The following is a 21,210-nucleotide window of genomic DNA, read 5'->3' on the forward strand; positions in this document are numbered from 1 at the left end:
TTTGCGCATGGCGAGGAGGCGACGGTTCGCTCAGGAAGCGGGGAGGGTCACCCGTGCGTCGAATTCGCGGTCCGGGAGGGACTTCTTGAGGCTGAGGAGATTGTCGGCCTGCCAGCCCACGACGTAGCGGGTGTCAGGCCGGGGCGACTCGACGGCCTCCCTGATCGCCGTCGCGACGACGCCGGGGTCCGATGCCTGGTCGCTCGCGCTCACCGACACCTCGGCGGCGCGTGCCATGGCCTCGGCCATCTGCCGGTAGGCCCCGTTTCCGGAGATCTCCCGCAGTTGCCGGGCGGTCGCGGCCTCGAAATCGGTCCTGATGATGCCGGGCTGAATGACGACGACGTCGATGCCGAACTGTCCGGTCTCCATGCGGAGCGTGTCGGAAAAGGCTTCCAGGGCGTGCTTGGAGGCGTAGTACCAGGCGCCGAGCGGGAGCGCGAGCTCGCCGCCGATCGAGGACACATTGACGATCGTGCCCGATCGTCGTCGCCGCATCTGCGGCAGGACGAGCTGGATCAGCCGGGCCGGTGCGTACACGTTGACCTCGAACAGGTCTCGTGCCATCGCCAGGGGCGTGTCCTCGACGGCGCCGTGGACGACGCCTCCCGCGTTGTTCACCAGGACGTCGATCCGCTGGTGTTCGTCCAGGATGGTACGGACCACCCGCTGGAGGTCTTCTTCCTTGGTCACGTCCATCGGCAGGGGGTGACCTCCCGCTTCGCTGATCGCCGCCATCTTGTGCACCCGCCGCGCCGCGCCGTACACGATGTGGCCGGCGCGCAGGAGTTCGAGTGCGGTGGCCTGGCCGATGCCGGACGAGGCGCCGGTGACGAGGCAGATCTTGGCAGCCATGCCAGGGTCTCCTGAGATTCGATGGAAGGTGTACGGCCGCCGCGATCGCCACGGCCATCGTTCACGCATCGGGAAAGCTACGATCGCGTTCGAGGATTCAGCAAGGGGCGGACGGTGTCACCGCAGTTCAGGCCGCCTCGATTGGCGCAACGACCTTGCAGGCAAATGCAACAGCCGCCTGCCGTGTCGCAATCAGCCGCGCCCGGCGACATACTTGTGCATCCGCGACGACCGGGAGGAGTCCATGCCGGGAGGCCACCTGACGTACGAGGATCGCCGCAAGATCGCCGAAGGGCTGGCGGAAGGGCTCGCCTATGCGGAGATCGCCCGTCGCCTGGGGCGGCCGAGGTCGACCATCGGCCGCGAGATCGCCCGCAACGGCGGCCCGCACGGCTACCACGCCGCCCGGGCGCAGCAGGCGACCGAGTGGCGGGCCCGCCGCCGGCCGAACCCGCCACTGAGCACGCCCGCCCTCGTGGACGCCGGCGGGCGTGACCCCCAGGCGGTGCGGGAGTACGAGCAGAAGCTCACCGGCCTGATGTCAGGAGGGTGGCCGCCGATGGCGGCCAAGGTGCTTGTCTGCCTGCTCACCAGCGACAGCGGCAACATGACCGTCGCCGAGCTGATCGAACGGCTGCGGGTCAGCCCGGCGTCCATCTCCAAGGCCGTCGGCTCGCTCGAGCAACTGGGGCTCGTCAAACGCGAACGTGACAACCGGCGTGAGCGGTACTTCATCGACGATGAGGTCTGGTACAGGGCGTGGTTGGTCGGCACCCGGTCGATGGCGATGTGGGCCGACACCATCAGGGAAGGCGTCGAGGTCCTCGGCGCCCGGACCCCGGCAAGCACCCGGCTTCACACCGCAAGCCGGTTCTTCCAGCTCCTCAGCTCCGACATGGCGCGGGCGGCCGAACACTACCGGCAAACCTTTTCCGGCACCGGTGACGACACGCACTGACCACACCTCGCGTGGCCTGGCGGCTAGGAGTCGTCGAGGTTCCGCCTGTCGCCGGCGAGCGAGCCACGCCGGCCCAGCCGCCATCCGGCCGCTGTCCAGCACGTTCCCCAGAGCAGGAAGAACGGCGACCACAGCAGCAGGTCCCAGCGCGCCAAGGTGCGGGCCAGCGCGGCGTGCTCGACCGGCGCAGGGCGAACCCCGGTCAGCAGCAGCGCGTCGCCGACGAATCCGAACCCCAGCGCCCCGATCGAGCGTGCGATCATGAAAATGCCCAGGATCCAGGTGATCGCGAGCAGCAGCCGGCGTGGGACGGCCGCACCCCAGGGCCGCACGGTGGCCAGCGCGACGATGACACCGACCACCGCGGCACCGGCCAGCAACCAGTGGCTGGCCACGAACAAGGGATCACGGGCGAGAAGCTGTTCGCGCAGCTGCGGAGGCAGCGGGTCCTTGTCAGCCAGCGCATTGGCCCCCAGCGCCTGGGCGAGCTTCATCGACCCGTAGGCCGCGGCGCACGCCGCCGCCCCGTACGCGCCCACCCGCGCCCGATCAGCCCGCGACATGTCTCGTCGCCGCGGCGTAGGACCGGATCATCTCCAGGAGCAGCCCGATCACCAGGATGCCAAGGACTCCGTGGTACCACTGCCAGCCCACGCCCATGCCGACGAACGCGTCCACGATCATGATCCCCGCGCCGCCGCCGACCGCCAGCGACATCCCGACGAGCACGAGCAGCATCAACGTTCTCGGCACCCTCCGCCCCAGCGCCGTGACCGTGGCGACGGCGACGCAGGCGCCCAACACGCCGGACGCGGTCGCGAGCCACTGTGCGGCGGCCGCGTCCATGAAGTAGCTTCGGGTCTCGGCGGCCGACACGGGTGGGCCGCCGGGGAACCCGAGCCGGTCCTGTAGCGCGAAGGCGGCCTTCCCCGCGGCGTAGCCGAGGAACAGCACCGCCACCGCGTAAGCCGGCCAGCTTCGTGGGCGATCAGCAGCAGTCATGACTGCGACGGTAGAGGCCGCGCACCGGGCATCACTCCCCCCGGGAGGGGAGGCGCCTCCCCTCCCGGGGGGAGTTCCAGAACCTCCCCCTGGATCGAGTCGGCGCTCGCCACGGCCCGCGGGCTCAGGCCGATCCGGCGCAAAGCGGCCGGGTGAGCCGCGCGGCGCGCTCCAAGTCGGGGAAGCCGATCCCGACTCCGCCGGCAGCGGATCCAGATGACCATCCACCGCGCGCCGGCGTCGGGTTCACCGAGCCTTGATCAAGGCTCTCAGGTCTCCTGCGGGATCTCGACACGGACCGGATCGGTGATGGCGGGAGGCGTTCCTGGGAAGGCGCCGGTGAGCAGGGCGGCGACCGTGTAAAGGTTCCAGGCCAGTGCAGGCTGCTTCACGACAGGTTCGGAGAAGAAGGCCTTCAACGCGTCGCCGCGTACGAGGGCGGTCAGGGCGTCGGCTCGCTCGAGCACGAACTCTCCGAGAAGAGCCGACAGACGGGGCCCCGGGCTGGTACGCCAGTTCCAGGGGTTGCCACGCTTCGGAGCAGGTGGCGCGGAAGTCCTCACGGGCGGTTTGCGCTGCCACCATCGGCGCTGTGCTTTCGCCTGCCCGGTTCGGAAGCGCCATGGCTTGCCCTCGAGTTCGACCTCCTGCAGGCCGGGAGCCAGTCGGCTGGTCAACTCGTGGACGACCTCTTCCGAATGCCGCCATCGCTGATCGAGCGACAGCGCCTCGATCACCACGCGATTGTCGAGGAACGGCTGAACCGGATCCCCGCGCCGCAGGGATCCCACTCTCGCCGCGGCATGCCAGCGTCCCACGCGGTACGTGACATACAGGTGGTCGAGCACTTCCCACGGGTTCTCGCCGACTCGCCGCAGCCATGGCTCCGCGAGCATGCGGGCATGCTCGTTCGCCTCGTCGGTGAACAGCGGTTCGTTCTTGAGGAAGAAGTCACCGACCCTGCGACGCATCGCCCTGTCGGTGGTCTGCCCCTGACCGTAGAGGAAGCCACCCCTGAGGATCTCACCGCTCTGCCCGGACATGGTCGGCATGGTGGAGTATGGCCGGTAGTCGACGATGCTCTCGTACGCCGAGGTCATGCCTTCGCAGGCCCGGATCACCTCATAGGTGCGCACGCTCGGGTGCGGGACGAGCACGGCGTCCTTCGCCTCGGTCCGCACGGGTGGGATGACCGCGTGGTGGATACGCAACCGAGCGGCGAGCTCCCTGGCGATGATCACGTCGGGGTGGGTGTCGAGACCGTTGGTCGTCGCGCGGAAGGGGACATGGCCCGCGTGCAGAAGCGCCGCCATCAACCGGCTGTCGCGCCCGCCCGTCAGCGCCAGGTTCACCGGCTCGGGGACGGCCTGCAACGGCTCGACGGCGGCGACGAGGGCGTCACCCAACCGCCTGATCGACTGGCGTTTGGCTCTCGCCGACGTGGGCGCCGGTAGCGCCGGCGGCAGGGGACGCGTGGCGATCCTCCTGCGACCGTCCTTGATCGTGATCACGGAGGAGGGTCCAAGCGCCGTCACGCCTCGGTATGGGGTCTCGTCGGAGAGGAAGTACCCCTGACGGATCATGGTTTGCAGGGCGACCTCGTTCCAGGCGACCTGTCCTGCGTTCGCCACGAGGTGCACGTGCAGAGCGCGGGTTCCCACCAGGTGGAGGTCGTCGTTCTCGGCGTGGAAGACGGACAGAGCCCTGGTGCTCGCGGTGGCGGCCTGGAGCTCGCCCTCCGTCACGCGGACGACCGAAAGGCAACCGGAAAGATCCGCCATCATCGCGCCCAGATCGGAAGCTTGGATGAGACGCCGTACGTCCCGCTGGGAGGCGAGCGTGCCGCTGATGCCCAAGCCGCGGTGCGACCCCCGCGCGATCAGTGGCGGGCGTCCCTCGGCCCCTTCCTCGTTGGACCAGGCGAGCAACGCGGCGCCCCCGCCGACCCACTCGGCGGCGTCGACGGTTTCCTGCGGCACAGGAAAGACGTCACCGAGAAGCGAACGGGCCAAGGAGAGAGACCGCCTGACATCCACCCCCGGACGCTTCGCGGCCATCCCGAGGAATACGCGCATGGAGACTCCATCTCTACGGGACGAAGGACGTCGGCGCGGACCGTCCCCGCCCGGACGGGTGCCGGACAGGACACCATGGGCGGCGCTCCTGCCGTCCGGGCGGACGAGCGCACGCGCGGCCGTGAAGCCGACCGGCCGGGACCGCGGCCACCAGGCCACCGCCTGAGGTCATGCGCGCCTCTCCATCGTCTGGATCTTCATGACTGATTGCCGCGAAGCGGCGTTCGAGTTCGCGCGGTGGCGGCGAACCGGGGCGCGGCGGGACGAGACCGCCGACGAGAGTGGCGTCACTGACAAACAATCTTGTATATCTGGGACCATGGTTGCGCCACTCCTGCCCGGAGACCCTCGTCAACTCGGCTCCTACTGGCCGGCCAGACGGCTCGGCGCGGGCGGCCAGGGCGTGGTCTACGAGGCCTACGACAGCTTGGGCGAGCGGGTGGCGGTCAAGGCGCTGCGCGAGGACTTCATCACCGACGCCTACCGTGACCAGCTGCGCAAGGAGGTGGCGGCGCTCAACCGGGTGGCCCCCTTCTGCACCGCGCGATTGATCGAGGCCGACCTCGACCACGTCCCGCCGTACCTGGTCAGCGAGTACGTCCCCGGGCCCGATCTGCAGAACCGCGTGGACGAGGAGGGGCCGTACCGCCAGGACGACCTGCATCGCCTCGCGGTAGGGATCGCCACCGCGCTGTCGAGCATCCACCAGGCCGGCGTGACGCACCGGGATCTGAAGCCGGCCAACGTCCTGCTCGGCCCGGACGGTCCCCGGGTCATCGACTTCGGCATCGCGCGCACCGAGGAGATGTCGCGGAGCGCGACCGGGCAGCTGAAGGGCACGCCGCGATGGATGGCCCCCGAGCTGTTCCGCGGCCTTCCCGCCTCCCCCGCCGTCGACATCTGGGCGTGGGGCGCCGTCGTCCTGTTCGCGGCCACGGGCAAGCCTCCCTTCGACGGCGACAGCATGCCCGGGCTGATCAACCAGATCCTCCGTCACCGGCCCGGCTTCGACGTGCTGCAGGAGCCGCTGCGGTCCCTGGTGGCACGGGCGCTGTCTCACGACCCTGCCGGGCGCCCCACGCCGGGGCAGCTGCTGGAAGGCCTGATCGGCGGCCGGGGCACGCTCGAGGAGGCCACCGCAGTCGCTGGGACCCTGTCCAGGGCGACGGCACCTCCGTCGCTGGCGCAGCTGGCCGAGCAGGTCTATGCCGGGCTCGCACCCGCCGAGCAGGCGTTCATGCCGCGCGTCCTACTCCGGATGATCTCGGCCGCCCCGGATGCCAGGCACACGCTGCGCAAGGTCGCCGCCGTCGAGTTCCTGGACATGGAGACGAGCGAGCAGAGCGTCTGGCGCACCCTCGACAGGCTGGCCCAGGCGGGACTGATGGTCCGCGACGGCGACTTCTTCACCCTCGCCACCCCCGCTCTGGTACGGGCCTGGCCTCGGCTGCGCGATTGGGTCGCCGACGAACGAGAGATCCTCGACGCCCACCACGGGATCGCCGACGCGGCGCGGCGCTGGCAGAGCCGCGGGCACAAGAGCGGCGACCTGCTGCAGGGCAGCTCCCTCGACGAGGCGCTCACCCGTGTCGCGACCGGCCGCCGGCACCTCACCCTCAACCTGGTCGAACGCTCGTTCCTCGACCAGTCCGTGCGCGCCGCGCAGCGCAGGCGGCGCTACCGTACGCTGCTGAGCGCGGTTCTGGCGGTCCTTCTCGTCGCGACCACCGCGACGGCGGCCATCGCGATCGCCCAGGGCATCGAGCTGGCGGCCACGAACCAGGCCGTCTCCCGGCAGCGGGACATCGCCATCGGCGACCGGGTCGCCAACCTCGCCCTCACGATGCGGCGCGTCGATCCCGCCACCGCCAAGCAACTGGCCGTCGCCGCCGCGACTCTGGCGCCCGACGGTCACGCGGCCAGGAACGCGCTGGCCACCCTCTACAACCAGTCGGAGCAGTACACCTACCGGCCACCCGGCGTCGACGGCCGCTGGCGGATGAGCGCGGACGGCACCCGCAGGCTGACGGCCTACGCGCGCGGCCACGAGGTGAAGCTCGCCGACATCGACTCGCGCCGGGTGATACGGACGATCACGTTGACCGGAGAGCCGATCGACGACGGCGCGCTCGGTCACGTCCTGTCCCTCACGGCGGACGGCACGGCCATGTCGCTGGTCAGGAAGGACGGCAGCGTCGGCGTCTGGGACACGGCGACCGGACGGCCACGGCCGGTGACGATCCGCGTCCCCGAACCGTACGCCATGCTCGATCCCATGGGCACCCGCCTGCTGAGCTTCTCGGCGACGCAGGCGATCGTGTGGGACGTGGCGTCGGGCCGGCCCGTGCTCACCATCCCGCACCAGCTCCTGGCCGCGACCTTCACGCCGGACGGACGATCGCTGGTCACCCTCCGCGGCGGCGAACTCGAGCACTGGGACATCGTCAAGGGCACGAAGCGGTCCCTGCCCAGGCTCGGCGAGGACGCCGAGCGGATCAGCGGTATGGAGGTCAGCCCGGACGGCCGCCGCCTCGGTGTGATCAAGGGCGATCGGGTGTGGATCGTCCGCCTGGACAAGGAGGACATCAGCCGGCGGCAGCTGCAGAAGAACGACGGCCGCATCGGGATCGCCTTCAGTCACGACGGCAGGTTCGTCGCCGTCGGCGGCACCGTGTGGGGCACCGAGGGCGTCCACGACCAGTCCTCCGACCTCGTGGGCGAACGCAACGAGCCCGTCTTCAGGTACACCGGCGGCTGCGCCAACCCGGTCTTCGGCCCGGCAGACCGCACTCTGCGCTGCGCCGACCACTCCACCGACACCGTCTCCGTCCTCTCCCTCAGCCCCGTCACGGACTCCGTCAAACTCACCGACGCCCTCGTCCTTCCTGCGGCCGTTCTCAGCGAGGACGGCTCGACTCTCGCCATCGAGTCCGGCCATGACCTGGAGATCTGGGATCCGGTACGGCGCGTCAAGCGGGGAGCGCTGCCGCTCAACGGCGTCGAGGGCACCAGCGAATCGCTGTTCACGCTGTCAAGAGACGGAAGACTCCTGGCGAGCAGCTTCCGCAGAAGCGGGAAGGTCGAGATCTGGGAGATCGCCTCGGCGACCAAGAAGGTCACCTTGCAGACCGGTCACGCGATCAGCGACCGGCTGCCTCTCAGGTTCTCGCCCGACGGCCGGACGCTCGCGGTGCTCACCAGCCCCACCCTCGGCTCGACCTCCCTCGAACTGTGGGACGTGGGCTCGGGAACGCTGCGGGTGAAGTCCGCCGGAGCCCAGGTGGATCCCGATCAGGTCATCGTGGGCGAACCGCGTGTCCTGTTCAGCCCCGACGGGCGCACCGTTCTGTCCGGCCCGGACCAGGGCATCGTCGATGTCGCGACCGGCGCGAGAGTCCTGGCGCCCAACCTGGACCTGAGCCCGGCCAAAGCCCGCAGCCGCGACGGGCTCGTCGCCGTGGTCGACAAGGACAAGGTCGGGTTCTGGGACGCGCGGACGCTCCGGCACAGGTACGACGTGCTTCCCGGTGCGGACCTGGGCAACGCCGCCGTCTTCTCCCCCGACGGGAAACTGCTCGCGCTGGCCGACAGGACCGGCCGGATACGGCTGTGGGACGTCGCGAACAGGCGTGCTCTGGGCCTGCCGCTCGCCGGTTTCCTGACGCCCAAGACCAGGACCGGCCCGGACACGGTCACGGCCATGGCGTTCTCCGCCGACGGCGCGGTGCTGGCCGCTGTCGACGACGCCGGCCGCCACCGCACCCACCTCGTCGCCCCCGGCAAGGTCAAGAGCGCCCTCTGCGGCCTGTTCGGTCCGCTGTCCGAGGCTGACTGGAAGACCTACATCGCGGAGATCCCCTACCGGCGTACCTGCTGACCACCATGGCAACCGTCAAGGACCCAGAGGGGTGCAGTCGAGGATGACGTGTCCGAGCGCGGTCCTGTGAACGCCGGCAAGGTCGAGCCCGGCTCCGGCGGTGAGGGCGATGTAGTCCTCGACGGTGCGCTCGCGACCGCCGCTGAGCACGAGCATGCGCAGGTCCATCTCGGCGAACATGGCCGGGTCGTCGCCGGAACCGCCGTGTGACTCGATCACGACGACCCGTCCGTGCTGCCCGGCCGCGTCGGCGCACCGACGCAGGATCAGCAGGGCGTCGTCGTCGCCCCAGTCGTGCACCACCCGCCTGAGCACGTACACGTCACCCCCGGCGGGCAGCGGATCGAAGAAGCTCTGGCCGACGAACTCGCACCGCGAATCCACCCCGTGCGAGGCCAGGTACCGCCGGCCTCGATCCACGGTGTCCGGCAGATCCACCAGCGTGGCCCGGACATCCGGGTTGTCGCGCAGCACTTCGGCGAGCAGGGCGCCGGTGCCGCCGCCGACGTCGACCACGTGCCGCGCACCGGACCAGTCGTACCCCTTGGCCGCATCGGCGAGGTAGTCCGCTCCTGAGGCCATCATCGCGTCGAACGAGGCGCTCATCTGCGGGTTCGCGGCGAGGTAGCGCCAGAACGGGGCGCCGAAGACCGCCTCCCACGCCGGTCGCCCTGTGTGGACCGTGTGCAGCAGACCGGTGAACGCCAGGTCCATCTGCCCGCCGAAGCCACCCAGGTCGAGCCGCGCCCGCATCCCGGAAGGATGGTCGGACGCCAGCAGCGCGGCGGGCTCGTTGACGGCGAACCTGCCCGGCTCCCGTTCGATGAAGACGCCCCGGCAGGCCAAGTGGCGTAGCAACCGGCCCAGCGCGTCCGCGTCGGTGTCGGACCTGCGTGCCAGTTCCTCGACGGGCACCGCGTCGTCGGCCATCAGATCGGTGAGCCCCAGCGAGGCCGCGACCCGCACCGCCATCGGCGTGACCAGGTCCGTGACGGGTGCCAGTACTTCCCATGCCGCTTCCCACGCCGACGTCCGGCCCCGCTCGTCGTGATCGTCTTCGGTCACGACCCCTCCTCTCGCGGGATCAAGGCTGGCCTGCCCGCCCCGACCGAACACTGCCGATCTTGACCGCTGGTGATTCGTCGGGCGGTCGAGCTGTTCACGCTCTCCCGGCCGACGGTATACCGCGCCCCCTGCGCGGTCTCCCCCCGTCCGGGCGATCGTCACAGCAGTCCGGCGGCCTTGAGATCCCGGACATGGGCGGTCAGGCGCGATCCGAGGGAGCGCAAGGCTTCGTGATCGCCGTCGATCAGCGGGCCGCTGACCATGGTGGCGGTCGCCGCCACGATCATCTGGCTGGTGAACCGGCCACCCTCGGTCGTGGCCCCGAGGATGTCGGCGACGTGATCCCCCAGACGCCGCTGGAACCTCGCGCGGTGCTCCATCGCCTCCGGGCCGGCGGCGTAGACCTCGGTCACGCACAGGCGAGCGTTGGCGGGGTCATCGGTGAGCGTCTCCAGAAAGGCCGTCATGGCCCGGTCGAAGCGCTCGAGCGGGCCTCCGTCTCCTGCCGCGGCCATGAGGATCCGCTGTTCCAGCAGCGCCGTAGAGCGCTCGAACGCCGCCATGAAACAGTCAAGCTTGGAGGTGAAGTGCTGGTAGAAGCTCTGCCGGGAGATGACGGCGCGCTTGATCACGTCCTCGACGGAGGTCTTCACGAACCCCTTCTCGCTCGTCACCTCGGCCATGGCCGTCATCAGCCGGTCGCGTTGCGCTCTGGCCACCTCGTCGGGAGGTAGTGCGTACCTGCCGCGAGGAAGACGACGGATGGAGGAGCTGTCCATACAGGTCACCCTAACGATCGACAAGCCGGCGCGATCGCCGCGGGCGCCCCTTCGACGGCGCGTGCCGCCTCGCGTCAGCGATGACCGAGCTCGACGCGCGTACCCGAGTGGGGGCCGTCCGCCGCATCGCCGCCGAGGCCGGCCGGCTCCGGGCACGGGACCTCGGCGGTCAGTGTGAACCGGCCTTCGTCCCGTTCCACGGCGAGGCGCCCGCCCGCCTCCTCCAGGCGGCGGGAGAGGTTGGTCAGGCCGGTGCCCTCCCGCAGGGGAGAAGCGGTCGCGCCGTCGTTGGAGACCGTCAGGCGTACGGCGTCGCATACGGTGATCGCGCACCGGGTGGCCCGCGCATGCCGTACCACGTTGGTCACCGCCTCGCGGAGGACGACGGCCATGAGGGAGTCGACCTCGGGCAGCAGCCGTACCGGTGGAAGGTCGACCGTGACCTCGACGCCCGCGGCCGCGAGCATCGAGCGGGCCGTGGCCGCCTCCTCCCGCAGGGAGAGGAGCGCCGGGTGGCCGGTGATGGAGCGAACGTCGACCAGCGCCTGCTCGGCGAGTAGAGGCCTCACCGTCCACGACCACCGATCGGCGGTGGCGCCGCCTGGGAGGGTCCCGCGCCGGCCCCGGGAAGCGCCGGCTCTCCGTCACGCGCTAGGGTTTGCTCATGCAAGCAAAATCTGGCTCGCCCGAGCAGATGACGTTCACCGAGCAGGCTCGACGCGCCCAGATCATCGAGGCGGCCGTCGAGGTGATCGCCGAGGTCGGCTCCGCCGGAGCCTCGTTCGCGAGGATCGCCGAGCGGGCCGGGCTGAGCAGCACAGGGCTGATCACCTACCACTTCGCCAACCGGCAGGATCTGATCGACTCCATCGTCCGGGAGGTCATGACCGCGTTCGCCGGCCACGTCGGCCCGCTCGTCGCCGCCGCACCGACCCCCGCCGCCGCGCTGGACGCCTTCATCGGCGCGAACGTGGATTTCATCCGGTCGCACCGCCGGCATCTGCTGGCCGTACTGGACATCGCCGCCGGTTCCCGCGACACCGGGGACGGGGCCTCCGCCTCCGCGGCGGTCGCGCGCGCGGATCTCGACGCGCTCCAGGAGCTCCTGGAGAGGGGGCAGGCGCAGGGAGAGTTCCGCGCGTTCGACCCCCGGTCCGTCGCGATCGCGATCCGCTCCCTTCGCGACGGGATCCTCGGTGCGCTCACCGTGGATCCCGATCTCGACCTGGACGCCTACGGAAGCGAGCTGCGCACCGTGGTCCGTCTCATGACCGCCGTCCCACCGTACGCACAGGGAGAGACGTCATGACCCGTTCGCCGGACAAGGCCGCACTGGACGCACGCCCGATCCCCGGCTGGTACCAGGACGCGAAGCTGGGCGTCTTCATCCACTGGGGCCTCTACTCGGTCCCCGCCTTCGCCGATCCAGCGGCCGGCGACTTCAACGACTTCATGCGCGACCTGACCGCCATGAAGGACACCGGGGGCGACATGCCCTACGCCGAGTGGTATCTCAACGCGCTGCGCGTGCCCGGCTCACCGACCGCCCGGCACCACCAGGCGACGTACGGCGACGACTTCCCCTACACCCGCTTCCGCGACCAGTTCGACGCCGCCGCCGCAGAGGTCGACTTCGGCGACTGGGCCCGGTTCTTCGCCGGCGCGGGCGCGCAGTACGTGGTCATGGTCACCAGGCACCTGGACGGATACCCCCTGTGGCCCACCAAGGTGGCCAACCCCCACGCGCCCACCGGATACCGGGCGCGGCGGGACCTCGTCGGCGACCTCACCGCGGCCGTCAGAGCGGAGGGGCTCAGGATGGGCCTCTACTATGCGGGCGGCATCGACTGGACGTTCACCGACAGGCCGATCCGGACCATGACCGACCTCATGGAGCAGCAGGCGCTCGGCGAGGAGTACGCGCGGTACGCCACGGCGCAGTGGCGGGAGCTGATCGACTCCTACCGGCCGTCCATCCTGTGGAACGACATGGGCTGGCCGGCGGAGCAGGACCCGCACGAGCTCTTCGCGCACTACTACGACTCCGTGCCTGAAGGGGTGGTCAACGACCGCTGGATCCAGTCGAAGATGCCCCGCAACCGCCTCGCTCGCGGCCTCTACCTGCGTTTCATGGGGACGATGCTGAAGCTCATGACCCGTGGCGGCAAGGAGCTGCCGACCCCGGTCCCGACGTTCCACTATGACGTCCAGACCCACGAGTACCGCTCGCCCGAGACCATGCTCCCCCATGCCTGGGAGCTGACCCGGGGCCTGGGCACCTCCTTCGGCCACAACGCGCAGGAGAGCGCCGCCGACCTGCTCACCGGCACCGAACTCGTCCACCTGCTCGTCGACGTGGTCAGCAAGGGCGGCAACCTGCTCATCAACGTCGGCCCTGACGGACACGGCGGCATCCCCGAGATGCAGCGGCGGCCGCTCCGCGAGCTCGGCGCGTGGCTGGAGACCAACGGCCGGGCGATCTTCGCGACGCGCCCGTGGACCCGGACGCGGACGACCACCTCGGAGGGCCATCCCATCCACTTCACCAGCAAGGACACCACCGTCTACGCCACCGTCCTCGCCGACCGCCTCCCCGGGCCCCTCGTCATCCGTGACCTGACGCTCTCTCCTGGCACGCATGTCCAGCTCCTCGGCGCGGACGGCGATGTGGACGTGGCATGGACGCGGCGCGGAGCCGACGTGGAGATCGCGACGCCGCAGCGGCGATCTCCCGCTCACGTGCTGGCGATGACCACGGCAGGCTGAGAGAGCGAGGACGTCACCGCGCCGTGCCGTAGCGGCTGAGCAACGGCTTGCTCCTGTCCCAGGGCTCCAGTCGCCCACGTTGCTCGGCCTGCCTCCGCGCGATACCGGACAGGGCCTCCAGAACCACCCTGCTCCCGAGCATCGCCGTCACATCGGCGTGATCGTGACTCGGGGCGACCTCGACCACCTCCACGCCGACGATCGGCAGCTCGTAGGACAGCCTCCGCACCGCGTCCAGCAGCTCGCGCGAGGTGAGCCCGCCGGGTTCGGGTGTCCCCGTGCCCGGAGCCATCCCGGGGTCGACGACGTCGATGTCCACCGACAGGTAGACGCCCGCGCACTCGTCGAGGGCGATCCGCGACGCCTCGGTCAGGCAGACGTCCAGGCCGCGTTCCACGATCTCGGTCATCTCGTACGAGCGCATCCCCTGGTCGGCCATCCACTGGAGGGTCTCGGGGCCGGGCCAGTAGCCACGCAGGCCGATCTGCAGGAACCGGTCACCGCGGACCGCGCCCGACTCGATGAGGCGCCGCATGGGCTGGCCGTGCCCGATGAGCGAGCCGTACGAGCTGTCGCCGGTGTCGGCGTGGGCGTCGAAGTGCAGGACGGAGGCCTGACCCCAGCCGACGCCCCGGGCGACGCCGGTGATGTCGGGCAGCGCGACGGAGTGGTCCCCACCCAGGACGAGCGGGATCTTGCCGGCCGCTGAGACCGTGTGTACCGCCTGCTCCAGCGCCGCGAGGGACCTCTCCGCGTCACCGCTGAACATCATGACATCGCCGGCGTCCATGACCCGCAGGTCGAGCAGGCCGTCGACGCCCAGGGCCAGGGACGGGCGGGTGCCGTCGTGCCCGAGGTAGCAGGCCTGCCGGATCGCCCCGGGCCCGAAGCGGGCGCCGGACCGGTAGGAGGTGCCCCCGTCGTACGGGGCGCCCAGGATGACGACCTGGGCGTCGCTCCAGGAAGAGGGCTGCTCGAGGTCGCAGGAGGGCACACCGAGGAAGGTGATGTCCGGACCGTACATCGCACCGTAACGGGTCATGGCGGATCCTTCATGTTGAGTCGGCGGTGGCATCCTCACAGCCATCGGCGCCGCCCGGAATCCCTCGGCTTTCGACATCGCCTCCATACTGTCTATGGAGCTCTGCGGACAGCCGCTCGACAGCGGGAGGACGGCGGCCGGCGAGAGTGACGAACTGGATGCGGCGCGCCCCGATGCCCTGGACCGTGGCTCGGGCCACGACCTCGTGGCCCTTCTCCAGGGCGAGTTCGGGCACGAGCGCGACGGCGCCGCCGGCGCCCACGAAGCCGTGGATCACGCTGTAGTTGTCGGCTCTGAGCACGATGCGGGGGCGGAAGCCCAGGGAGTGGCAGGTGGCGAAGAGGGTGTGGTCGCTGGGGTCGTAGGAACCGCTCGAGATGATCCAGCCCTCGTCCGCCAGCAGCGCGAGGTCGACGGGCTCCGCTCCCTCCGCATGGCTGTGGCCCGCGGGCAGGAGCAGCCGGTAAGGATCGTCGAAGAGGGTCTCCACGTGCAGGTCGGCACCGTACTGACTCTTCCCTTCGCCGATGCCGTAGGTCAACGCGCAGTGCAGGGATCTGGCGCGCACCTGCGTGAGCAGTTCCAGCGGTTCGGCCTCGGTCAGCTCGATCCGCACGTCCGTGCCTTCGGTGGAGCGCCGCAGGGCGCCGGGCAGCAACCGTGACGCCGCGGTGGTGAACGCGCCGATCCTGAGGGTGGACACCCCGTGCTCGCGCCGGGCCTCGACGTCCGACTCCACGGCCTCGATGCGGTCGAGCACGACGCTCGCGTGCTCCAGTACCAGCGCTCCGATGGGCGTCAGGACGGCGCCGGTCGGGCTGCGCTCCACTAGCGAGGCTCCCAGATGGGCTTCCAGCGCGCCCAGGTGGTAACTGATCGTCGGCTGCCCGTAGTGAAGCTGGCGGGCGGCCCCCGCCAGCGACCCGTTGACGGCGATGGCGCGCAGGACCTGGAACTGACGGAGGTCGATCATCCATACATGCTATGGAGTCTTCGTGAGGAGGGTCTGCGACGCCCCGCGCGTGCCGGAACCCGCGCCGCGGCACCGGAGTCAGGAAGCGGACGACGACCGCGGCTCGCCGATCCCGGCGAGAGCGGCCGCGAAGCGGGAGCGCGGCGCCTCGGCCGCGACGCGGACCGCGTCCTGGAGACGATCCACGTCCGTCAACTCCGGCATGATGGCCACGCTCAGCCCTGAGCGCCGCAGGCGCCGTAGCTGGGCGCTGCCCGTCGTGGGCAGGGACATCGGCACGCCCAGCAACAGTTCCGGGTCGGGACGGCACAGCCCGAGCAGCCAGAAGCCACCGTCCGAGGCTGGGCCGTACACCGCGTCCCTGGTCCTGAGCGCGGCGACCGCGTCGGCCAGCAGATCCCCGGTCACCTGGGGCGTGTCACCACCGATCAGCACGATGGGCAGCGGGCATCGCCGGTGGGCGTCCTCGAAGGCGGCCGAGAGCCGTTCGTCCAGCCCTCCACCGCGCTGAGGGATGACGGTGAAGCCGTCGCGGAGCCACGAGCCGGGCGGGCCGTCGAAGGCCAGGACCCGTCGGCGCACCCGGACCGCGGCCACGGCGGCCAGCGTGTCCTCCAGCGCCGCCGCCGCCAGGAGGGCGGCCTCCCCTGAGGTGAACGGAGGGGTGAGCCGGGTCTTGACCTTGCCCGGCACCGGCTCCTTCGCGAGGACGACGATCTGCGCGGCGGCCGGCAGGGGCGCGATCACGCTCGGCCCGTCCCGCCCTGCTCGGCCAGAACCCGCCGCATGTCGGCGAGCGCCCGCAGCGTCCCGCGTACGGTGCCGGTGACCTTGGACCGGCCGGCACGGGGAAGGTAGTCCACCTCGGTCTCGGCGATGCGCCAGCCGGCCCCCGCCGCGCGCAGCACCATCTCCAGGGGATAGCCGAACCGCCGGTCGGTCAGCCCCAGTGCCAGCAGGCCTGCCCGCCCGCAGGCCCGCATCGGACCGAGATCGTGCAGCGGGACCCCGGTACGGCGCCGCACCCTCGCGGCCAGCACGACGTTTCCGAGGCGGGCGTGCAGCGGCCAGCGGGCGCCTGCGCGGGCCATCCGGCGGCCGAGCACGAGATCGCACCGGCCCGCCAGAACGGGGCCGGCCGTCCTGGGCAGCTGACGCGGGTCGATGGAGGCGTCGGCGTCCATGAAGCACACCACGTCAGCGGTCGCGGCCAGCAGCCCTGCGTGGCAGGCCGCGCCGAACCCGCGCCGCGGCTCGCTCACCACCAGCGCGCCGAACGCGGCCGCGACGCGCGCCGAGCCGTCGGTCGAGCCGTTGTCGACCACGATCGGGCGGTAGCCGTCCGGCATCCGCCCGAGCACCCACGGCAGGGCCGCCTCCTCGTCCAGGCACGGCAGCACCACGTCGACGCTCACACCCTTCACGGTAGGACAGGACCGGGCGGTGAACCGTTATGCGGTGGTGACGCGTGTTCAAAGAGTTCCCAGCTCAGAGCAGCCGTGGGCCTACCGTGGGAAGGTGGTCGGGCGTTCCGGGGACCGGCAGGGCACGGCGGGCGAGGCACCTGCCGGGCGGCACGCGGCCGTCCACAGCAGGCGGGTGCGGGTCGCCCTCGCCGTCTGGGCGGCTCTGATCGCGTCGTCCTTCGCCGGGGGTGCGATCCTGCGCGCACGAGGTGCGCTCCCCATCGACCGCCTGGCGCCGCTGCACGCCGACCTCCGTCTCCTGACGGTCACGCTGCTGCCCGCCGCCGCCTTCGGGGCCGTCGCCGTTCTCGCGCTGCCGCCCCTCGTGGCGCGGACGCGCTTCGGCTGGGCCCTGCTCGTGTCGTACGGTTTCGCGCTGGCATGGGCGGTGCTGCTGGCGGTCTCGGCCGACGGCCTGGCGGCCCCGCTCACGCATCCGGCCGACTATCTCGCCGTGCTGCCCTCCGTGGGCGACGACCCGCTGGGCTGGCTGGCGAGCTTCACCGAACGCCTGCCCGGCTACCCGACCCACGTGCGCGGGCACCCGCCGCTGGCCGTGCTCCTGTTGTGGGCCCTGGCGGCCGCCGGGCTGCGCGGGCCGACATGGGCGGCGCTGCTGGTCGTCACGGCCGGCTGCTCGGCCACCGTGGCGATCGCCGTGACGGTGCGGCGGCTGGCAGGGGAGACGGTCGCCCGCCGGAGCCTTCCCTACCTGGCGTTGACCCCTGCCGCGGTCTGGATCGCCACCAGCATGGACGCCCTCTTCGCCGGCGTCGGCGCGTGGGGCGTCGCCCTGCTGGTGCTGGGCCGGGCCTGGATCGGCTTCGGGGCGGGGGTGCTGCTCGGCGCGCTGCCGTACCTCAGCTACGGGCTGATGCCCTATCTGCTGATCCCCGTGGTGGCCGGCGTGGTCGTCAGGGTGCCGCGCGCGACCGTGCTCGCAGCCCTGGCCGGGGCGGCGTCGGTGACGGCGGCCTTCGCCGCGGGGGGCTTCCTCTGGCCCGCAGGGGCGCTCGCGACGTACGCCGAGTGGGCGCCCGATCCTGGCGCCGCCCGGCCGTACCTGTACTTCCTGGTGGCCGACCTGGGCGTGCTGGCCATGGTCACCGGTCCTGCGACGGCGGCCGGCCTGGTACGGCTCGCGCCAGACGGCGTGCGCGCCGTCGTGGCGGCGGCAGGGGTGGCGGTGCTCGCGCTGGACGTCAGCGGAGTGACGCGTGGCGAGGTCGAGCGCATCTGGCTCCCCTACACGGTGTGGATCGGCCTGGCGGCCGGCATGTCGTCAGGCCGCCGGTGGCTCGCGGCCCAGGTGGTCACCGGGCTGCTGCTGCAGGCCCTGGTCTTGTCGCCCTGGTGAGCCTGGCACCGGGGGGTGTGACGACGCTCCGATCATGGCCGGGGGCGTTGAGCTACAGTTTTTCGAAGGAGGCGACGGTGACCTGCAGACTCTTCGCCGTGTCGGCGCCCGTCGACGCCGTCGGACCGCAGGGCGGCACGCACGACGGGGTGTCCCGTTGAGCACGCGGCCGATCAGCGACTACGCCCTGCTGTCCGACTGCCGGTCGGCGGCGCTGGTCACCTCCGACGGCTCGGTGGACTGGCTGTGCTTCCCCCGCTTCGACAGCCCGGCGATCTTCGCCCGCCTGCTCGACGAGAACGCCGGCCATTGGTCCGTCCGCCCCATCTGCCCCGCCGAGGTCACCCGCAGGTATCTGGAGAACACCCTCGTTCTCGAGACGACCTTCCGCACCCGGGACGGAACCGCGGTGCTCGTCGACACCCTCGCCCTCGGCAGGCGGGAACGCGGGCACGCGCTGGGCGCCTCCTCGCCCGGCGTTCTCCTGCGCGAGGTGACCTGCGTCGAAGGACGGGTGTCACTGGAGGTGACGTACGCGCCACGCCCCGAGTTCGGGCTCATCCACCCGCTGATGGAAGCGGTCCGCGGCGGCCTGATCGCGCGCGGCGGCGCCAACGTGCTCGTCCTGTCGACCCCAGTGGAGCTGCGGGTGAGCGGCTCCACCGCGCACGCCACCGTCACGCTGCGGGCGGGGGAACGTCTCCCCCTGGCCCTGCAGGCCAGTTGGGGCTGGGCGCCTGAACCGGCCCGCTGTCACCCGAATCGCGTCCACCGCCGTGTCAAGGACACCATCGCGGGCTGGCGGTCGTGGTCCGAGCTCCACGCGGGCTATCGGGGATCCTGGCACGAGCAGGTCAGCCACAGCGGGCGGGTGCTGCGAGCGCTGACGTTCGCCCCCACCGGGGCGATCGTCGCCGCGGCCACCACCTCTCTGCCGGAGAGCGTCGGCGGAGAGCGGAACTGGGACTACCGCTACACCTGGATCCGTGACGCCAGCTTCACGCTGCAGGCACTCACCACCGCCGCGTGCGTGAAGGAGGAGACCGCGTTCTTCGACTTTCTCGCCCGTGCCTCGGCCACCCAGCTCGACCGGGGCGTTGATTTGCAGATCATGTACGGCGTGGGCGGCGAGCGCGACCTGAGCGAACGGCTGCTGCCGCACCTGACCGGCTGGCGGGGCAGCTCCCCCGTGCGCGTCGGCAACGAGGCGTGGCGTCAACGCCAGCTCGACGTCTACGGGGAGTTGCTCGACGCGGCCCATGAGCTCCATCACGACACCGGCCGACTCGACCCCCTCACCCGCTCCTTCCTGGTCGGCGTGGCCGAGACGGCCGCCCGCCGCTGGCACGAGCCCGACCAGAGCCTGTGGGAGATCCGCGGGCCGAGCCGGCACTTCCTGCACTCCAAGTTGATGTGCTGGGTGGCGCTGGATCGCGCCATCTCGCTGGCCTCCGTCCTTGGGGCCGCCGACCGCGTCGCCGGGTGGGAGCGCACCCGGGCGCAGATCCGCGCCGCGATCCTGACGCAGGGCTGGAACGAGCGGGCGGGCGCCTTCACCCAGACGTTCGACACCGAGGATCTGGACGCGTCCGTGTTGATGCTGCCCCTGGTCGGGTTCCTGCCCGGTGACGACCCCCGCGTGCAGGCCACCGTGGACGCCGTGGCCGCGCGCCTGACCGACGCGCGCGGCCTGGTGCACCGCTACCACGCCGCGGACGGCCTGCCTGGCGGGGAAGGCACGTTCCTGCTCTGCACCTTCTGGCTGGCGCAGGCCCTGGCCATGGCGGGCCGCTCCGCCCGTGCCAGGAGCGCCTTCGAGACCGCCGCGTCATACGCCAACGACGTCGGCCTCCTGGCCGAAGAGGTCGACACCGTCAGCGGGGAACCCATCGGCAACTTCCCTCAGGCGTTCAGCCACATCGGACTGATCAACGCCGCCAGGACCATCCACGACACGACATCGGCCGACGTCGCCGCCTCATAGGACAGCGCGGCCCGGCCTGCCGGGCGCCCGGGCCGACGTTCGTGTTTCGTCAAGCCCGAGGTCGTTGGCCACGGATATGCCTGGGTATCGGATAGGTGACATTCCGTTATCGAGGAGGTGCTGATGGCCGACGCTTCGGTCGACGCCGTGACGCTGCCACGGGGCGGTCGCGGCATGCTGGCCTTCATCCGCGTGGCGGTCGCCCTCCTGTGGATCCAGAACGCGGGGTGGAAGACGCCCGGTGACGACTTCGGGAGGATGGCGCGGCGGGGCCTGTATCTGTTCACCGGCTATGCTGTGGAGCATCCCGTCTTCCCGCCGTTCACGTGGCTCGTCGAGCATGTCGTGCTGCCGAACTTCGTCGTCTTCGGCTGGCTGACGCTGCTGGTCGAGACCTCACTTGGAGCGTTCCTGCTCGCGGGGCTGGCGACCCGGTTGTGGGCCCTGGTCGGGATCGCGCAGACGCTCGCGATCACGTTCTCCGTGCTCTACGCCCCGCACGAGTGGCACTGGTCCTACTTCCTGATGCTGCTCGCCCACCTGGCCCTGTTCGCCACCGCCGCGGGCCGGTTCCATGGTGCCGACGGGTTGCTGCGTCCCTCCTGGAAGAGATCGGCGAACCCCATCGCCCGGTGGTTGGTGAGGTTCTCATGAGGGCCGCGGACAGATTCGCGCTCGCCCTGGGCATCGCGTCGGTGCTGAGCGCCGTCTTCGTCTTCGTCCACGGCGACCCGTGGCAGCTGGTCAAGATGACCGCCCAGGCGGTCCCTGTGGCGATCGTGCTCGGCATCCTGGCCTGCTTGGCCGGGATCCTGCGGCGCCCGCCGATGCAGACGGCCGTGGGCGCTCTGTTCGTGCTCGCCGCCCTGGTGGTTCTCGCGGAGCTCGCCTTCGGATGGTCGCTGACCGGGGGCAGCGCGTCCACGTCGAGCCTGTGGCTGGGATTCGGCATCGGGCTGTTGTCCGCCGGCCGTACGCCACGGGAGCGGTGAGAGGGCGCCACCTGCTCCG

At 71.0% G+C, this 21,210-nt stretch carries 19 protein-coding genes; 8 read left to right on the top strand and 11 right to left on the bottom strand.

Going from position 1 to position 21,210, the window contains the following annotated elements:
- Window positions 1-30 precede the first annotated feature (30 nt).
- Window positions 31-855: an oxidoreductase gene (locus ACFSKW_RS05650; protein WP_379569859.1), complete on the bottom strand. Its 825-nt coding sequence runs from the start codon at window positions 853-855 to the stop codon at window positions 31-33.
- 244 nt (window positions 856-1,099) lie between these two features.
- Here ACFSKW_RS05650 and ACFSKW_RS05655 point away from each other — a divergent pair, with 244 nt between their 5' ends.
- On the top strand, window positions 1,100-1,813 hold the full coding sequence (locus tag ACFSKW_RS05655) for a helix-turn-helix domain-containing protein (protein ID WP_379569861.1): 714 nt from the start codon (window positions 1,100-1,102) through the stop codon (window positions 1,811-1,813).
- A 23-nt stretch (window positions 1,814-1,836) separates the two neighbouring features.
- On the opposite strand, the gene ACFSKW_RS05660 is transcribed toward ACFSKW_RS05655, so the two are convergent.
- The 3 genes from ACFSKW_RS05660 to ACFSKW_RS05670 all read right to left on the bottom strand — a co-directional run bounded on the left by ACFSKW_RS05660 (window position 1,837) and on the right by ACFSKW_RS05670 (window position 4,794).
- Entirely contained in the window at window positions 1,837-2,376 is a 540-nt protein-coding gene (locus ACFSKW_RS05660; protein WP_379569863.1) for a DUF3995 domain-containing protein, read from the bottom strand.
- Window positions 2,363-2,815, bottom strand: coding sequence for a hypothetical protein (locus ACFSKW_RS05665; protein WP_379569865.1), 453 nt, complete (start codon window positions 2,813-2,815; stop codon window positions 2,363-2,365). Before ACFSKW_RS05665 ends, ACFSKW_RS05660 begins: the two co-directional genes overlap by 14 nt.
- A gap of 269 nt (window positions 2,816-3,084) precedes the next feature.
- Entirely contained in the window at window positions 3,085-4,794 is a 1,710-nt protein-coding gene (locus tag ACFSKW_RS05670) for an asparagine synthase-related protein (protein ID WP_379569867.1), read from the bottom strand.
- A 415-nt stretch (window positions 4,795-5,209) separates the two neighbouring features.
- On the opposite strand from ACFSKW_RS05670, the gene ACFSKW_RS05675 reads away from it, so the two are divergent.
- Window positions 5,210-8,767 carry a WD40 repeat domain-containing serine/threonine protein kinase gene (locus tag ACFSKW_RS05675; protein ID WP_379569869.1) on the top strand — a complete coding sequence of 1,186 codons (3,558 nt, stop codon included), beginning with the start codon at window positions 5,210-5,212 and terminating at the stop codon, window positions 8,765-8,767.
- A gap of 15 nt (window positions 8,768-8,782) precedes the next feature.
- On the opposite strand, the gene ACFSKW_RS05680 is transcribed toward ACFSKW_RS05675, so the two are convergent.
- From ACFSKW_RS05680 to ACFSKW_RS05690, 3 genes are all read right to left on the bottom strand, one after another.
- The gene (locus ACFSKW_RS05680) at window positions 8,783-9,832 is read right to left on the bottom strand and encodes a methyltransferase (RefSeq protein ID WP_379569871.1); all 1,050 of its coding nucleotides are present in this window, start codon (window positions 9,830-9,832) and stop codon (window positions 8,783-8,785) included.
- Window positions 9,833-9,990: 158 nt separating this feature from the next.
- Window positions 9,991-10,611 carry a TetR/AcrR family transcriptional regulator gene (locus ACFSKW_RS05685; protein ID WP_379569873.1) on the bottom strand — a complete coding sequence of 207 codons (621 nt, stop codon included), beginning with the start codon at window positions 10,609-10,611 and terminating at the stop codon, window positions 9,991-9,993.
- Window positions 10,612-10,685: 74 nt separating this feature from the next.
- The gene (locus ACFSKW_RS05690) at window positions 10,686-11,180 is read right to left on the bottom strand and encodes a sensor histidine kinase (protein ID WP_379569875.1); all 495 of its coding nucleotides are present in this window, start codon (window positions 11,178-11,180) and stop codon (window positions 10,686-10,688) included.
- Between the two features lie 95 nt (window positions 11,181-11,275).
- On the opposite strand from ACFSKW_RS05690, the gene ACFSKW_RS05695 reads away from it, so the two are divergent.
- Both ACFSKW_RS05695 and ACFSKW_RS05700 read left to right on the top strand, forming a co-directional pair.
- Complete coding sequence (locus ACFSKW_RS05695) at window positions 11,276-11,920, top strand: TetR/AcrR family transcriptional regulator (RefSeq protein WP_379569877.1); 645 nt, start codon at window positions 11,276-11,278, stop codon at window positions 11,918-11,920.
- Window positions 11,917-13,377 (top strand): alpha-L-fucosidase, encoded by a 1,461-nt coding sequence (locus ACFSKW_RS05700; RefSeq protein ID WP_379569879.1) that lies wholly within the window; start codon window positions 11,917-11,919, stop codon window positions 13,375-13,377. Before ACFSKW_RS05695 ends, ACFSKW_RS05700 begins: the two co-directional genes overlap by 4 nt.
- Window positions 13,378-13,390: 13 nt before the next feature.
- On the opposite strand, the gene speB is transcribed toward ACFSKW_RS05700, so the two are convergent.
- The 4 genes from speB to ACFSKW_RS05720 form a co-directional block, all read right to left on the bottom strand.
- A complete protein-coding gene (gene speB, locus ACFSKW_RS05705) occupies window positions 13,391-14,419 on the bottom strand; it encodes an agmatinase (RefSeq protein ID WP_379569881.1) in 1,029 nt (342 codons plus the stop codon).
- A gap of 10 nt (window positions 14,420-14,429) precedes the next feature.
- Complete coding sequence (locus ACFSKW_RS05710; protein WP_379569883.1) at window positions 14,430-15,392, bottom strand: LysR family transcriptional regulator; 963 nt, start codon at window positions 15,390-15,392, stop codon at window positions 14,430-14,432.
- A 78-nt stretch (window positions 15,393-15,470) separates the two neighbouring features.
- The gene (locus tag ACFSKW_RS05715) at window positions 15,471-16,139 is read right to left on the bottom strand and encodes a TIGR04282 family arsenosugar biosynthesis glycosyltransferase (RefSeq protein ID WP_379569885.1); all 669 of its coding nucleotides are present in this window, start codon (window positions 16,137-16,139) and stop codon (window positions 15,471-15,473) included.
- Entirely contained in the window at window positions 16,136-16,807 is a 672-nt protein-coding gene (locus tag ACFSKW_RS05720; protein ID WP_379569887.1) for a glycosyltransferase family 2 protein, read from the bottom strand. Before ACFSKW_RS05720 ends, ACFSKW_RS05715 begins: the two co-directional genes overlap by 4 nt.
- Before the next feature lie 103 nt (window positions 16,808-16,910).
- Here ACFSKW_RS05720 and ACFSKW_RS05725 point away from each other — a divergent pair, with 103 nt between their 5' ends.
- From ACFSKW_RS05725 to ACFSKW_RS05740, 4 genes are all read left to right on the top strand, one after another.
- The gene (locus ACFSKW_RS05725; protein ID WP_379569889.1) at window positions 16,911-18,215 is read left to right on the top strand and encodes a hypothetical protein; all 1,305 of its coding nucleotides are present in this window, start codon (window positions 16,911-16,913) and stop codon (window positions 18,213-18,215) included.
- A gap of 157 nt (window positions 18,216-18,372) precedes the next feature.
- Window positions 18,373-20,199: a glycoside hydrolase family 15 protein gene (locus tag ACFSKW_RS05730; RefSeq protein WP_379569891.1), complete on the top strand. Its 1,827-nt coding sequence runs from the start codon at window positions 18,373-18,375 to the stop codon at window positions 20,197-20,199.
- Window positions 20,200-20,322: 123 nt separating this feature from the next.
- Window positions 20,323-20,853 (top strand): DoxX family protein, encoded by a 531-nt coding sequence (locus ACFSKW_RS05735; RefSeq protein WP_379569893.1) that lies wholly within the window; start codon window positions 20,323-20,325, stop codon window positions 20,851-20,853.
- Window positions 20,850-21,191: an Rv1678 family membrane protein gene (locus tag ACFSKW_RS05740; protein ID WP_379569895.1), complete on the top strand. Its 342-nt coding sequence runs from the start codon at window positions 20,850-20,852 to the stop codon at window positions 21,189-21,191. The genes ACFSKW_RS05735 and ACFSKW_RS05740 overlap by 4 nt, the downstream gene beginning before the upstream one ends.
- The last annotated feature ends 19 nt before the right edge of the window (window positions 21,192-21,210 follow it).

Origin of the sequence: Nonomuraea mangrovi (assembly GCF_042681425.1) — a bacterium.
Lineage (GTDB): Bacteria > Actinomycetota > Actinomycetes > Streptosporangiales > Streptosporangiaceae > Nonomuraea > Nonomuraea mangrovi.